Genomic DNA, 14996 nt, shown 5'->3' with positions numbered 1-14996 from the left:
CTTTCGCGCATGCGGGTGCAGGGTTATACTGCCCCGTCTTTAATCCCGACCCCGGCTGAAATTGCGGGGGTGTTATCGGATATCTGGTTATGAAAACTGCAGTTGTATTGATATTGCTCTGTCTTGGTCTTGGTGCCTGCGGCCAGAAGGGTCCGCTTTATCTGCCCCAGCCTGCAAAACCCCAGCCGGAGAAAACAGAAGCTCCACAACCCCGGCAGCCTGAGCAAGCCCGGGAAACTACGCCTGCTAATCCGGCCGAGTAATCCAAAACAATCCGTCCTACCGCTTTTTGATCGAGATTTTTTATGCAGCATTTCATTGAACGCAATGGTGAACTCTACGTTGAAGATACCCCGCTGAGCGCCGTTGCCGGACGCTTTGGCACCCCCTGTTATGTCTACAGCCGCGCGGCTTTTACGCAGCAGTATTTATCCTACGCGCAGGCGCTGGGTTCACATCCGGGCATGATTTGCTATGCGATCAAAGCCAATTCTAATCTGGCGATTTTAAATATGCTCGCCAAACTGGGAGCCGGTTTCGATATCGTTTCCGGTGGTGAGTTGGAACGGGTGTTGTTCGCCGGCGGACAGCCATCGCGTATTGTTTTCTCCGGTGTCGGTAAAAGTGCGGAAGAAATCGCGCGCGCATTGGATGTCGGTATTTTCTGCTTTAACGTAGAGTCAGAAGCGGAACTGGAACTGCTGGCGCAAATCGCGGCAGAAAAAGGCAAAGTAGCCAGCGTGTCGCTACGGGTAAATCCCGATGTGGATGCGAATACCCATCCCTACATTTCTACCGGGTTGAAAGAAAATAAATTCGGTATCGCGATTGAACGCGCTCCGGCGGTATATGCGCGCGCTGCGCAATTGCCGAGCCTCGCGATTAAAGGCCTCGATTGCCATATCGGTTCGCAGCTCACCCAGCTCACACCGTTTTTGGATGCGCTCGACCGCTTGTTAATTCTGGTCGATGAATTGGCGAGCAATGGCATTCATATTTCGCACCTGGATTTGGGGGGCGGTTTGGGTGTTACCTATCGCAACGAAACGCCGCCGCCAGTGGCCGACTACATGGCCGCAATCAAAGCCAAATTAGGCGCTCGCAAATTAGCGTTGATGTTTGAACCCGGCCGTTCAATTTCGGCAAACTCCGGTGTGCTGCTCACCAAAGTCATGTTTTTGAAACCGACCGGGCACAAAAACTTTGCGGTGATCGATGCGGCGATGAACGATAACATCCGTCCATCGCTGTATCAGGCGTGGCAAGACATTCGCCCGGTAAAACCGCGCGTAGCGGAAACTCGTCAGTGGGATTTGGTCGGCCCGATTTGCGAGACCGGCGATTTCCTCGGCAAAGATCGCGCCTTGGCAATTGAACCGGGTGATTTACTGGCAGTAATGTCCGCGGGCGCCTATGGTTTCAGTATGAGTTCCAACTACAACACCCGCGGCCGTGCCGCCGAGGTGGTAGTGGATGGCGATCAAATGCATTTGGCGCGCGCGCGCGAAACTTTTGAAGATATGATCCGCGGCGAGGCCCTTTTACCAGAGTAAAGGGTGGCCAGAAAAATGTTGCCGGAATAGATCACCGGAATAATTGGAAGAAAAGATGCGCTTACGTTTTAGCAAAATGCATGGTTTGGGCAATGACTTCGTCGTGATCGATGGGGTCAGCCAAAGCGTGCGTTTAACTCCGGAAAAAATCCGCTATATCGCTGACCGTAATTTTGGTGTGGGTTGCGACCAGATTTTATTGGTAGAAACCCCGGATGCACCCGACGTGGATTTCCGCTACCGCATTTTTAATTGCGATGGCAGCGAAGTGGAAAATTGCGGCAACGGTGCGCGCTGTTTTGCGGTATTTGTGCGCGAACGCAAACTCACCGGCAAAAGCATTATCAAAGTGCAAACTGCTGGCGGCCTGATTGAATTGCGGGTGCAGCAAGACGAACAAGTGAGTGTCGATATGGGCGCGCCGCGTTTGCAACCTGCACAGGTTCCGTTTGTTGCCGATGCGCAAGCGGTGACCTATCCATTTGAAGTTGCAGGTACTGCTTACGATATTTCGGCAGTGTCCATGGGCAACCCCCATGGTGTGCTGGTGGTCGATGATGTCAAAACGGCGCCGGTTGCAGAGCTGGGTCCGTTGATTGAACGTCATGTGCGTTTTCCGGCGCGAGTGAATGCCGGGTTTATGCAAATCGTATCGCGCAATGAAATTAATTTGCGTGTATTCGAGCGCGGTGTTGGTGAAACACTCGCCTGCGGTACCGGTGCCTGCGGTGCAGTCGTTGCTGGCCGCTTGCGCGGTCTGCTCGATGAAAAAGTAAAAGTAAATTTACCCGGTGGCAGTTTGCACATCGAGTGGCCGGGCGAAGGTCAGGCAGTGATCATGACGGGGCCAGCAGTTACCGTCTTCCATGGGCAAATAAAAATATAACGTTATGAACGAAAAAGTCGCGACTCTTGCAGATCCACTGGAACCGGAACAAATCGAAGCCTGGTTGCGCGAGCACCCGGATTTTTTTGAACAGCACCAGGACTTGTTAGCAGAAATAACCCTGCCGCATGAGTCGGGTTCTGCGGTATCGCTAGTAGAGCGACAAGTCGCCATTTTGCGCGAGCGCAATATGGATATGCGCCATCGTTTAAGCAAGTTGCTCGATAACGCGCGCGATAATGATAAGTTATTCGATAAAAGTAAACGTCTGGTGTTAAGCCTGATTGAGGGACAAGACATGGGCGATATTATCGATGCCCTGCATTACAGTTTTGATAAAGATTTTAATATCCATTTCACCAGCGTCATTCTCTTTGGCAATGCGGAAAAAATTCCCAGCAGCCAGGCGCGTATTGTGACTATTGCCGAAGCGCGCGAGCACGTCGGTCCGCTGCTAAAAAACAGCCGTGCGGTGTGCGGTACCCTCGGCGCCAAGGAAATGCAATTTATTTTTGGCGAGCACGCCGGTGAAATCGGCTCGGTTGCCACAGTGCCGCTCATTCACGGCAGTGTGTTCGGTTTGCTCAGCATCGGCAACCGCGACCCACACTATTATCGCTCCAGTATGGGCACCTTGTTTTTAAGTTATATTGCTGAAGTGCTCAACCGTTTACTGCCAAAATATTTGCCGCGCTAACTCTTGACACCTTCTGGGGGCCGCCCCGCGGAGATTTATGAACGACCTTTCTCCACCGGCTATTCCCTTGCCCTTCGCCGAACAACTCACTGCGTTCTATACCTATATGCGCAGTGAGCGGCAACTATCGATTCACACGCAAACCAATTACGCGCGCGACCTGGAAAAATTCCAGATTTTTTGCGCTGCTAAATCCATCAATGAATTACATCTGTTAGGCGCTAACCATATCCGCATGGCAGTTGCACAATTACATCGCGAGGGCTTGGGTGGAAAAAGTTTGCAACGCTGGTTGTCATCACTGCGCAGTTTTTTCCAGTTTTGTATCCGGCGCGGCTGGCTTAAAAATAATATTGCCGATGGTATTTCTGCGCCCAAATCGCCCAAGGCATTACCCAAAACATTGGATGCCGACCAAGCTGCACAATTTGTGCAAGTCGAAGGCGATGATTTTATTAACAAGCGCGACCGCGCCTTAGTGGAATTAATATATTCATCCGGTTTGCGTCTGGCGGAAGCGGTGAGTTTAAATCTTGTCGATATTGACTGGGGTGATGCCATGCTCACCGTCACCGGTAAAGGCCGAAAAACCCGCACACTCCCCATCGGTTCCCACGCCATCAAAGCGCTCACCGATTGGCTGGAGGCGCGCAAGCTCTACACGCAAAATGATGAACACGCATTGTTTACCACCCAGCGCGGCCAACGTATCAGTCATCGCGCTGTGCAAATGCGCCTGCAACAACTCAGCATAAAACAAGGTATGGACAACCCCGTCCATCCCCATATGCTCCGCCACTCCTTCGCCAGCCACATGCTCGAATCCAGCGGCGATTTACGTCTCGTACAAGAACTCCTCGGTCATGCCAATATCTCCACCACCCAGGTTTATACCCACCTCGATTTCCAGCATCTTGCAAAAGTTTATGATAAGGCGCATCCAAGGGCGGGGAGGAAGACGGATGGGGAAGATGATGTGTAGTAGACGACTGCTCGAATTTGCAAATACTAATCAGGGTCCGTTTCATGAGTAACACTGTTTTCAAAAGCCTAATTATTGTATTTGCGCTAGCTATTTTTTCAGTGCCTGCATTTTCATTTAACATTGAAGATAAAAAGCCATTGCCAATTCATTACAGTGGCAGAGTAGTTATTGGTGAATTGGATAATAAACCTACATACACTTATTCATGGCCTGGTGTTTATTTTGAAGCGGCTTTTATAGGCACAGAAGTCGATTTAAAATTAAATGACAGCAATAACATATTAAATATTATTGTTGATGGGCAGGCACCTATCGTGATTACAAAACCAGGTAAGAAAACTTATTCCATTAACAACTTGACTGAAGGCAAACACCGCATTCGCCTTGAAAAGCGCACCGAAACACAATATGGCACTGGGACTTTTGAAGGCTTTTTTATTCCAGATTATAGCCAGGCAATTACATTGGAAAAACCGAAGCGTAGCATGGAGTTCATTGGTGATTCAGCCGCTATTGGTTATGGTATTAGATCACCCAAACGTGAGTGCAGCGACGAAGAGGTTTTTTCTTTTACTGATACGCAAATAACCTATGCAGCACTTACTGCAAAAGCTTTTAATGTTGACTATCAAATTAATGCATTATCAGGTTTTGGTGTGGTTCGTAACTATAATGGTGGAATACCGGAGCAAACATTCCTCTCGCTTTACCCTTACAGCCTTAATGACAAGGGGGCGCTCTACCAAAGTAATTGGTCGCCCAATATTATTGTTATCGGTTTGGGGGGGAATGATTTTGCCACGCCTTTAAATCCTGATGAGAAGTGGAAAACACGCGAAGCATTGCAAGATGACTATGTGGAAAATTATAAAAACTTTGTTTTGAGTTTACGAAAAAAACATCCTAAATCGCACTTTATATTGCTTTCATACGCTGTGGTCGGTGACGAATTGGAAGGCCAAATTGCACGTGTGATTAAAGAACTGAAACAAAAAGGTGTGCGCAATATCGGCTTAGTCACTACAAAGCCTGTAGAACTTTCAGCATGCCATTGGCACCCTTCAAAAATAGACCACAAAAATGCAGCTGAAATTTTAATAAATTACATTGAAGCCAATCCTGAGCTATGGAATTAATTAAAAAACAAATATTTCAACATTGCTGGTGTTTTTATTGAATTGCATGGTGACCTCCGTCACCCGGTTGCTCCAACCAACTCAATTTTAATCTGCTTGCCAAGCGCCTGCGCGGCGCTGGCAAATGTAGTTAACCTCAGGCTGGTGTCATTTTCATCCAATAACCTATCCAGCGATGAATGGCTGGTGTTCATTCGTTTTGCCATGCTGGTTTTGGTGAGGTGTTGTAACTCCATTTCATTTTGGATTTGCCGTGCAAGAACACGTTTAACGGTAATTGCAGTTGTTGAATCCAGCATGTTTTCCTCTGCCAGAAAATCTTCAAAGTTACTGCTGGTATGAGGGTTTGCTGATGTTTTCATAAGCGGGTTTCCGTTCCAATCAAGTGGCTTATTTTTAAGCAAGTTTACTATCGCCTATACGCATGTAAAGGTTGGCGATCCCTTATAAACTGCTAGTATTCCCCTATCTACCCATTAACCGCGTCCCCAATAATTGAGATGTGAGTCCTGCGTTTATGTTGAATTTTTCCGGAATCCCCGCCGAATTACATGCCCCCGCCCAGCGTTATTGGGAGCAATTTGAAGTTGCCATCCAGAGTCAAAACCTTCCGCATCCGCGCGATTTGTTGCCACCAACGGTCATGGCTGATGAATTTTTCCGCCAATTGACGCGTGCGTTTGTGGCGAGTGAGTTTATTGCCAAGACGGTAGCACAGCGGCCACAGTATTTAATTGAGTTGGTGCAATCCGGTGCGCTATTTGAGGTGCAGGTGGATGCGCATTTGGAGACGTTTGCGGCGGCGGTAAATGCGTGTAATACCGATGCGGAGTTAGATGCATGTTTGCGGCGTCGGCGGCAGATGGCGATGATCCGTATTATCTGGCGCGACCTGAACCGGGTGGCGGATATGCGTGAGGTGACGGCAGAGTTGTCGCGTTTTGCGGATAACTCCATCCACCTTGCAGCGGAGTTTCACTATCGCGCACTGGAAAAAATGTACGGTGCGCCGATCGGCCGCGAATCGGGTTTGGCGCAGCCGTTTATGGTGTTAGGGATGGGGAAACTGGGTGCGGGGGAGTTGAATATCTCATCGGATATCGACCTGATTTTTACGTTTCCGGAAGGCGGCGAAACCAGGCACGCGAACCGTGCGATCAGTAACCAGGAATTTTTTATCAAGCTGGGACAAAAGCTGATTAAAAGTTTGGATAGTGTAACTGTCGATGGTTTTGTTTTTCGCGTGGATATGCGTTTGCGCCCGCACGGCCAAAGCGGTGCGTTGGCGATGAGTTTTGTGGGCATGGAGGATTATTACCAAACACAGGGGCGCGAGTGGGAGCGCTACGCGATGATCAAGGCGCGTACGGTGGCGATGGCGGGCGGAGAAGGGCAAATTGCCGCGCGCAAATTGCTCGGGCAAATGTTGCAGCCGTTTACTTATCGCCAATATATCGATTTCAGCGCGATTGAATCCTTGCGCGAAATGAAAGGGTTGATTGCGCGGCAGGTGCAGCGCAAGGGGATGAATCTGGATGTGAAATTGGGCGAGGGTGGTATCCGCGAAGTGGAATTTGTGGTGCAGGTTTTCCAATTGATTCGCGGTGGCCGCGACGTGCGTTTGCGCAAGCGCAAAGTACCGGTGCTTTTGCCATTTTTGGAACAGGAAAATTATTTACCGCCGGGCGCGGGTTCCGCATTACTTGAAGCTTATATTTTTCTGCGCAATACCGAGCATGCAATTCAAGGCTATCAGGATAAACAGACCCAATCCCTGCCGGTTGATCCGATCGGCCAATTGCGCCTTGCGTGGGTGATGGGATTTGAAAATTGGGACAGTTTTTTTGCGACCTTGAGTGCGTATCGTCAACGGGTGAATACTGAATTTAAATCGGTGATCGCTGCGCCTGATGAAGAGGACACTGTCGACCAAAAAGTCCTGGCCTTTTGGATGGGGTTGTGGGAGGGAAGTCTTCACGGCGAAGATGCAATCCAGGCGTTGAATGCGCGCAATATTGAAGGGCCGGAAGCGCTGCTGAAAAATCTGGCCGATTTGCGCGAAGGGCGTGCAGTACGCTCGATGCAAGCCAGTGGCCGCACGCGCCTCGATGCGTTTATTCCGCGCTTGTTGCAGGTGATTGTGCACGAGGCGTTCGGTCCTAAATTGCCGATTACCATCGCCGAAACTTTTTCAAGAGTCGTGCCGCTGATTGAAGCTGTCGTACGTCGCAGTGCCTATTTGGTGTTGCTGGTGGAGAACCCGACGGCAGTCCAACAATTGGTCAAGCTCTGTGCGGCCAGCCCCTGGATCGCCGATCAGCTTGCGCAATATCCCGTGTTGCTGGATGAATTGTTAACGCCGGAAAGTCTTTATGCTCCGCCCGATAAAGATTCGTTGCGCGATGAATTGCGTCGCGATGTGTTGCGCTTGAATTGGGATGATCTCGAAGGCCATATGGAAGCCCTGCGCTATTTCCGCTCGGCGCATGCGTTGCGGGTGGCGGCGAGTGAAGTGACCGGTGCATTGCCGCTGATGAAGGTGAGCGACTACCTGACTTACATTGCTGAGGTGGTGCTGGAACATGTGCTGAATTTGGGCTGGGAACATATGGTCGAACGCCATGGCCGTCCGCGTCGCAGCGATGGGTCGGTCGATACTGCGCCGGATTTTGTGATTGTCGGCTACGGCAAGTTGGGCGGGATTGAATTGGGCCACGGCTCGGATCTGGATCTGGTGTTCATCCACAATACCGATTCCAATCTGCAGACCGACGGTGAGCGCTCCATCGACAACACTACGTTTTACACTCGCCTCGGCCAGCGCATTATCCATGTACTCAATACTTATACCCCCTCCGGCAAACTTTACGAAGTAGATATGCGCCTGCGTCCGTCCGGCAACTCGGGGTTGTTGGTGTCATCACTCACGGCGTTTGAGAAATACCAGGCCAATGAAGCCTGGACCTGGGAGCATCAGGCGCTGGTGCGCGCACGGGTGGTTGCGGGTGACGCGGCGCTCGGCGAACTGTTTGAACAGGTACGCCAGCGCATCCTCACGCGGGAGCGGGATCCTGATAAGTTACGTGCGGATGTGAGCGAAATGCGCCGCAAAATGCGCGAGCAGTTAGGAAGCGAGGGGAAATCCAAACCAAACCATCTAAACAGCCCGAAAACACCGGTGTTATTTAATTTGAAACAGGATTCCGGTGGTATCGTGGATATTGAATTTATGGTTCAATACGCGGCTTTGGCTTGGGCTGCAAAAGCGCCCGGGATCATCCGGTACACGGACAACATTCGCATACTCGGATCACTGGAAGAGGCAGGCTTACTCGATGCCCAGTCCGTGGCCCACCTGATCGCGGCTTACAAAGCATACCGATCCACCGGGCACCGCCTCGCGCTACAGCGTCAGGAGGCGGTACTAGAAGGCGACAATCACTTCCTGACCGAACGCGCGCAAGTCACAGCCCTGTGGCGGCAGCTAATCGATCACGACTGATTCTATCGCCCCGAATACTGAGTGTTGCGCGGCTGTGGCCGCGCCTGACAATCCCCCGAACACACAGAATTTTTTCTAACATACAGAATTTTGGAGTTGCTATGTCTTTTGCCGATCGCGACGGCGTTATATGGCTCGATGGTGAACTCATTCCCTGGCGCGATGCCAAGGTTCACGTATTAACCCACACTTTGCATTACGGCATGGGCGTGTTTGAAGGCGTGCGCGCTTACAACAGCGCAAGTATGGGTACCAGCATTTTCCGTCTGCAAGAACACACTGATCGCCTGTTCCGCTCTGCGCACATCATGCGTATGAAAATGCCTTTCACCAAAGAGGTGGTGAATGAAGCGCACAAAATGGTGGTGCGTGAAAATGGGTTGGCAGAAGCCTACCTGCGCCCGATGGCGTTTTACGGTTCTGAAGGCATGGGGCTGCGTGCTGACAATCTCAAAGTGCATGTGATGGTTGCTGCCTGGCACTGGCCATCGTATATGTCACCGGAAGCGCGCGATCAAGGTATCCGCATCCGCACCTCAAGCTACACCCGCCACCACGTGAATATTTCCATGTGTAAAGCGAAAGCCAACGGTCACTACATCAACTCGCTGTTAGCACTGCAAGAAGCATTGGACAGTGGTTGTGAAGAAGCGTTGTTGCTCGATGCAGAAGGTTATGTTGCAGAAGGCAGCGGTGAGAATTTCTTTTTGGTGCGCGATGGCATTATCTACACGCCGGAACTGACTTCTTGTCTCGACGGCATCACCCGCAACACTATTTTCCAATTGGCGGCAGATTGCGGTTATACCATTAAGGAAAAACGCATCACCCGCGATGAGGTGTATATCGCCGACGAAGCATTCTTTACTGGTACGGCAGCAGAAGTGTTGCCGATCCGCGAATTGGATGGCCGCCAAATTGGCGAAGGCCGTCGCGGGCCGATTACTACCCGTTTGCAAGATTTGTATTTCAAATCTGTGCGTGGCGAATTGCCCGGGCATACCAACTGGTTGGCACCGGTTGTGAAATAACAACCAGCGTGACAATCGCCATAACGGAGCCGACAGGCTCCGTTATCGTTTTGAAGTTGGGGTTTTTTATATGAATGTGGTTGCGGTTAGTGTTCAACTTTTATAAAAGAACTCTCTCCTATACATTGAATAGTCGCTTATGAGTGAACTCTTGCCTGTAAATCAAAAGGATTTTCCTGCCGAGCTGAAAAAAATCCAAAAAATTTTGGTAATTGGCCCTGCATGGATTGGCGATATGATGATGGCGCAAACCCTGTTTAAATTACTCAAGCTACGCAATCCAAACGTACAAATTGATGTGCTGGCCTCTGGCTGGACGCGTCAATTATTGGCCTGCATAGCGGAAGTAACTGACGTTATCGATATGCCGCTCGGTCACGGTGCTTTTGGTTTGCGCGAACGGCGCGCGCTGGGAAAATCCCTCGCCGACCAGGGTTACGATCAAGCGATTGTGTTACCCAATTCTTTTAAATCCGCTTTCATTCCATTCTTCGCCAATATTCCATTGCGCACCGGTTGGCGCGGCGAGATGCGTTACGGATTGTTAAATGATGTGCGCATACTGAATAAAAAACGCTATCCATTAATGGTGCAGCGCTACGCTGCACTGGCGCTGCCAAAAGACGCGGAGCCGTTAACAGAATTTCCCTATCCGCAATTACATGTCGATAAATCCCGGCGTCCACAATTATTAACAAAGTTTGCATTGCAGTTGAATCGCCCACTATTGATACTTTGCCCCGGTGCAGAATACGGCCCGGCCAAGCGCTGGCCAGAACATTATTTTGCAGAAGTGGTCGATGAAAAAATTCGTGCAGGTTGGCAAGTCTGGTTAATGGGATCTGCTAAAGATCAACAAGTGACTGAGGCGATCTGTAATTTATTGGTGCATGATGAGCGCAAATATTGTCACAACCTTGCAGGTAGTACCAATCTTGCTGAGGCAATTGAATTAATGGCCTGCGCTGATGTGGTGTTGAGTAATGATTCAGGTTTAATGCATATTGCTGCGGCATTGCAAAAACCACTTGCCGTCATTTACGGATCAACCTCGCCCGAGCATACACCACCACTAGGCAAACAAGTCAGGATTATCAGTAAAGCAATCGAATGTGCCCCCTGTTTTGAACGTGAATGTCCAAAAGTACATCACAAATGTCTGCGTGAATTAATGCCGCAGCAAGTATTGCAAGCGCTCGAGACGCTCATCCCTCAGTCCGCAATAATTTCAGTGGAAGCTCATGGATGAAATTAGCCTTCGTTATTTTTCGTTATTTCCCTTTTGGCGGATTGCAGCGCGACATGCTGGCAATCGCGCAGGCAGCGCAGCAACTTGGTCACAGCGTCAGTATTTTTTGCGAAAGTTGGCAAGGTGAAAAAATATCCGGCATTGATGTTGTTGAAATCAAAGGCTCGGGAGTTTTTAATATTGCCGGTGTTAAAAATTTTGTCGCTGCATTTCAGCAACAGTTCCGGCGAAATGAATTTGATTTACTGGTCGGCTTTAACAAAATGCCAGGGTTGGATGCCTATTTTGCCGGCGATACCTGTTTTGCGCACAAAGCCTACAGCGGGCGCAACTGGTTGTATCGATTGGCTCCGCGTTCGCGTCTGTATCTTGCTTATGAGCGCGCAGTATTTTCAGAAACAAGTGATACACAGGTTCTTTCGCTGGTAACTACTGAGCAAAAACAATTTGTGCGGTATTACGCTACTCCCGCTGCGCGTTTCCATCCTTTGCCGCCAGGAATTTCAGCTGTACATCTCGCATGTAAAGATCCACAGGCAGCGCGAATTGCATTGCGCAATGAATTGGGTTGTTCGCTCGATACCAAAATAATATTGTGTTTAGGGTCCGGCTATAAAACCAAAGGCGTTGATATCAGTATTAATGCGTTTGCTGAATTAAAGAAAATTACTACTGATAACATTGTGTTGGTGATTGTGGGCAATGACGATCCATCCCGTTATCGCCAACAAGCGCTGCAAGCTGGTTTGGAGCAGTGCGTGTTTTTTCTTGGGCCGCGCAGTCCGGTAGGTGATTTGTTGCATGCAGTGGATATCCTGCTGCATCCGGCGCGCAGAGAACTCGCCGGTAATGTGATATTGGAAGCAATGCTGTGTGGCTGCCCGGTAGTGGCAACGTACCATTGCGGTTATGCGCATTACATTAGAGAGCAGCAAATGGGTGAAGTGATTCATGCCAATGCAACACCTCTATCAATTGCCATCCAGATTAAAAATTTATTCGCAGTTGATGCTGGCGTGTTTCATAAGCGCGGTGAAAGTTTTTCGCAAACCGGCGATGTTTTTTCTCGTCCGGTAATTGCGGTTGCAGCGTTGGAAAAGATTGCCAACAGTAAAAAGTTATCCCCAAAAAGTGGGGGCCAAATTCAGGCGCGTGATGATCAACTGCTGATTGTACGCGATGAGTTGGCCGATGCATGGAAAGAACAAGATATTTTCTCTGTGATGGAATCTATGCAGGGAAAAATCGCGCGCGAAATGAAAGATCGCCAGACCCTGCGTTTTGAAATTGATGGACAGGGCTACTATCGCAAATGGCATCGCGGAGTGGGCTGGAAGGAAATTATCAAAAATTACCTGCAATTGCGTTCGCCGGTATTGGGGGCGACTGACGAGTGGAATGCCCTCAATAAGTTGCAGGCGCTTGGGATACCGAGTCTACTTCCCGTTGCCTATGGCGTGCGAGGAATTAATCCCGCGCGGCAGCAGTCTTTTATCGTCACGCGCGAATTGACCGATGTAATGCAGTTGGATCATTTTTTTGAGCAGCATTCAGTTGATGTTAAGGCGAAACATCGCATTCTGGAGAGTGTTGCACTGATTGCCCGCGAACTGCATGCAGCGGGTATCAATCATCGCGATTTTTACTTTTGTCATTTTATGCTGAAGACATCATTTTTGAGCGATACCACTGTAAACCCCGACATTTATCTGGTGGACTTGCACCGCGCGCAGCTGCGACCAAAAGTACCAGTGCGATGGTTGGTTAAAGATTTGGGCGGTTTATTATTTTCTACGCTCAATTTGGGATTTACCCAGCGCGATTATTTTCGCTTCATCACGATTTATTTTGCACAAGACTTGCGCTGCATTTTTGCAAGCCGAAAAGATTTATTGGAAGGTGTAATCGCACGCGCAAGGAAAACCTATCATCGCGATTTTGGCCATGACCCACAACTGCCGGGGCAAAGAAATTAACTATGTTCACGCAGTTTATTTGATAGTGATAGATAAATGCTAAATAGTTGTTGAGGCTCAGCCGCTTTACGCGCGGCTACTCTTTCCCGCCCGGCAACTCCATCGTCATCGGCAACATAAATTTTATTGGATATTCCATGAACCCTGAACAAAATAAATCCACTGCTATTGGTGATACCTCTGCATGGTCGGTCTACAAACGGTTATTGGGCTATGTTAAACCTTTTAGTGGATTATTTTTTATCAGCTTTTTGGGCTTTGGTCTTTACGCCTATTCGAATACTTTGTTTGTCAGCATTCTCGAGAATTTAATCAACGTAATTGCTGCCGATGATCCTGCCAATCGCTACCTTGTGCCGTTGCAAGTGTTGGGTGCGACCTTGTTGCGCAGTATCGGTGCATTTGTTGGTGTGTATTTAATGTCGCGTGTCGCCTTCAATGTGATTCACAGCCTGCGTGTAGAGGTATTCAATCATATGACGCGTTTACCTAACTCTACCTTTGATGAAAAAAATTCCGGCCATTTAATTTCCATTATTACTTACAACATCAATGGCGTTACCGCTGCGGCAACTGACGCAATAAAAATTTCACTGCGTGAAGGTTTAACGGTCATCGCATTATTTGGAATGTTGATTTACATGGATCCGGTATTAACCATGGTGTTTATTTTAATCGCTCCTTTGATTGCATTGATTGTGGGTACTGTGGGGAAACGCTTGCGTCGCTTGAGCAATAAAGTGCAAACCAGTGTGGGTGATTTAACCCAGGTAACCGGGGAGATGATTAATGGTTTTCGTGTGATGCGCAGCTTTGGCGGCGAGGAATATGAAAAAGAACGCTTTGCTGCGGCGAGCAAAAAGAACTATCAACAGAACATGAAAATTGTGGTGACCGCAGCTGCAAATACACCGTTGATTCAATTGATTGTTGCGTTAGCAATGGCGGGGCTTATTTTTGTAGCGTTAACCTTCATGGAGATCAAAGACCCGGCAAAATTTGTCGCTTATATGACGGCAGTTGCCGCGATCCTTCCTTCCATGCGTCGTTTGGGTGAAGTTGCTCCAACAATTTTGAAAGGTGTTGCAGCAGCCGATAGCGTATTTGCATTACTGGATTCAGCAACTGAGGAAGATAAAGGAACCTATAAAATCGAGCGCGTGAAGGGTGAAATTGATTTTAAAAATGTAACGTTTTGTTATGCAAACCAACCAAAACCTGCATTAAATAAAATTAACTTACGCGTCACCTCCGGGGAAGTTGTTGCACTTGTCGGCCGGTCCGGAAGTGGCAAATCCACGCTAATTAGCCTTCTGAGCCGTTTTCATGATGCAACTGAGGGTGAAGTCCTGATTGATGGTGTGCCAATTCGCGAATACCAGCTCGATAATTTACGCGCTCAAAGTGCATTAGTGAACCAACAAGTCACCTTGTTTAACGATACTGTTGCGGGCAATATTGCTTACGGCAGTTTGCAAACGCGTGATATAGATGCCATCCGCCGTGCTGCTGATGCAGCTTATGCAACCCAATTCATTGAGCAATTGCCCGATGGCTTCGACACTATGATCGGTGAATCGGGCACGCGCTTATCGGGCGGGCAACGGCAGCGTTTAGCGATTGCTCGGGCGCTATTGAAAGATGCGCCGATCCTGATTCTCGATGAGGCGACATCTGCACTCGATAACGAATCAGAACATTTTATTCAGGCCGCTTTGGATAAAGTAATGCAGGGACGTACTACATTTGTGGTCGCGCATCGCTTGTCTACAATTGAGAAGGCCGACCGGATTATTGTGATGGATCACGGGGAGATAGTAGAGCAGGGAACCCATGCGCAGTTGCTGGTCCAGAATGGTCATTACGCCCGGCTTCATGCGCGGCACTTTAATGATGAGGATGATGTTACAGGTGAGGCATCCTAGATGTATAGGCTGTATGGGTTAGCCCATCAGTGGTATTGGAACGCGGTGTTAATGGA

General features: G+C 49.0%; 12 protein-coding genes. 11 read left to right on the top strand and 1 reads right to left on the bottom strand.

Features of this window, described 5'->3' with window-relative positions; genetic code table 11:
• Positions 1–89 precede the first annotated feature (89 nt).
• From lptM to AC1RJL_RS13870, 6 genes are read left to right on the top strand one after another with little or no spacing between them, the layout of a single operon-like run.
• Positions 90–263, top strand: a complete 174-nt coding sequence (gene lptM / locus AC1RJL_RS13895) for an LPS translocon maturation chaperone LptM (RefSeq protein ID WP_492915022.1) — start codon at positions 90–92, stop codon at positions 261–263.
• 42 nt (positions 264–305) lie between these two features.
• The gene (gene lysA / locus AC1RJL_RS13890) at positions 306–1553 is read left to right on the top strand and encodes a diaminopimelate decarboxylase (RefSeq protein ID WP_492915020.1); all 1248 of its coding nucleotides are present in this window, start codon (positions 306–308) and stop codon (positions 1551–1553) included.
• Between the two features lie 55 nt (positions 1554–1608).
• Positions 1609–2439 (top strand): diaminopimelate epimerase, encoded by an 831-nt coding sequence (gene dapF / locus AC1RJL_RS13885; RefSeq protein WP_492915018.1) that lies wholly within the window; start codon positions 1609–1611, stop codon positions 2437–2439.
• Positions 2440–2443: 4 nt separating this feature from the next.
• Entirely contained in the window at positions 2444–3136 is a 693-nt protein-coding gene (locus AC1RJL_RS13880) for a DUF484 family protein (RefSeq protein ID WP_492915016.1), read from the top strand.
• A gap of 37 nt (positions 3137–3173) precedes the next feature.
• Positions 3174–4118: a tyrosine recombinase XerC gene (gene xerC, locus AC1RJL_RS13875; protein WP_492915014.1), complete on the top strand. Its 945-nt coding sequence runs from the start codon at positions 3174–3176 to the stop codon at positions 4116–4118.
• Between the two features lie 44 nt (positions 4119–4162).
• The gene (locus AC1RJL_RS13870) at positions 4163–5257 is read left to right on the top strand and encodes an SGNH/GDSL hydrolase family protein (protein WP_492915012.1); all 1095 of its coding nucleotides are present in this window, start codon (positions 4163–4165) and stop codon (positions 5255–5257) included.
• Positions 5258–5316: 59 nt separating this feature from the next.
• Here the strand turns inward: AC1RJL_RS13870 and AC1RJL_RS13865 are convergent, their stop codons facing one another.
• Entirely contained in the window at positions 5317–5619 is a 303-nt protein-coding gene (locus AC1RJL_RS13865) for a helix-turn-helix domain-containing protein (RefSeq protein ID WP_492915010.1), read from the bottom strand.
• Between the two features lie 155 nt (positions 5620–5774).
• On the opposite strand from AC1RJL_RS13865, the gene glnE reads away from it, so the two are divergent.
• The 5 genes from glnE (at position 5775) to msbA (ending at position 14940) form a co-directional block, all read left to right on the top strand.
• Complete coding sequence (gene glnE / locus AC1RJL_RS13860; RefSeq protein WP_492915008.1) at positions 5775–8759, top strand: bifunctional [glutamate--ammonia ligase]-adenylyl-L-tyrosine phosphorylase/[glutamate--ammonia-ligase] adenylyltransferase; 2985 nt, start codon at positions 5775–5777, stop codon at positions 8757–8759.
• A 101-nt stretch (positions 8760–8860) separates the two neighbouring features.
• Entirely contained in the window at positions 8861–9790 is a 930-nt protein-coding gene (locus AC1RJL_RS13855) for a branched-chain amino acid transaminase (protein WP_492915005.1), read from the top strand.
• 139 nt (positions 9791–9929) lie between these two features.
• Positions 9930–11039, top strand: a complete 1110-nt coding sequence (gene waaF, locus AC1RJL_RS13850) for a lipopolysaccharide heptosyltransferase II (protein ID WP_492915002.1) — start codon at positions 9930–9932, stop codon at positions 11037–11039.
• Complete coding sequence (gene rfaP, locus AC1RJL_RS13845; RefSeq protein ID WP_492915000.1) at positions 11036–13015, top strand: lipopolysaccharide core heptose(I) kinase RfaP; 1980 nt, start codon at positions 11036–11038, stop codon at positions 13013–13015. Before waaF ends, rfaP begins: the two co-directional genes overlap by 4 nt.
• 137 nt (positions 13016–13152) lie before the next feature.
• Positions 13153–14940 carry a lipid A export permease/ATP-binding protein MsbA gene (msbA, locus tag AC1RJL_RS13840; RefSeq protein WP_492914998.1) on the top strand — a complete coding sequence of 596 codons (1788 nt, stop codon included), beginning with the start codon at positions 13153–13155 and terminating at the stop codon, positions 14938–14940.
• Positions 14941–14996: the final 56 nt, after the last annotated feature.

It is taken from the genome of Cellvibrio sp. GW822-FHT04B05, assembly GCF_058800985.1.
Note: the sequence above shows the minus strand (reverse complement) of the source record. Positions and strands in the feature narration are given on the sequence as shown.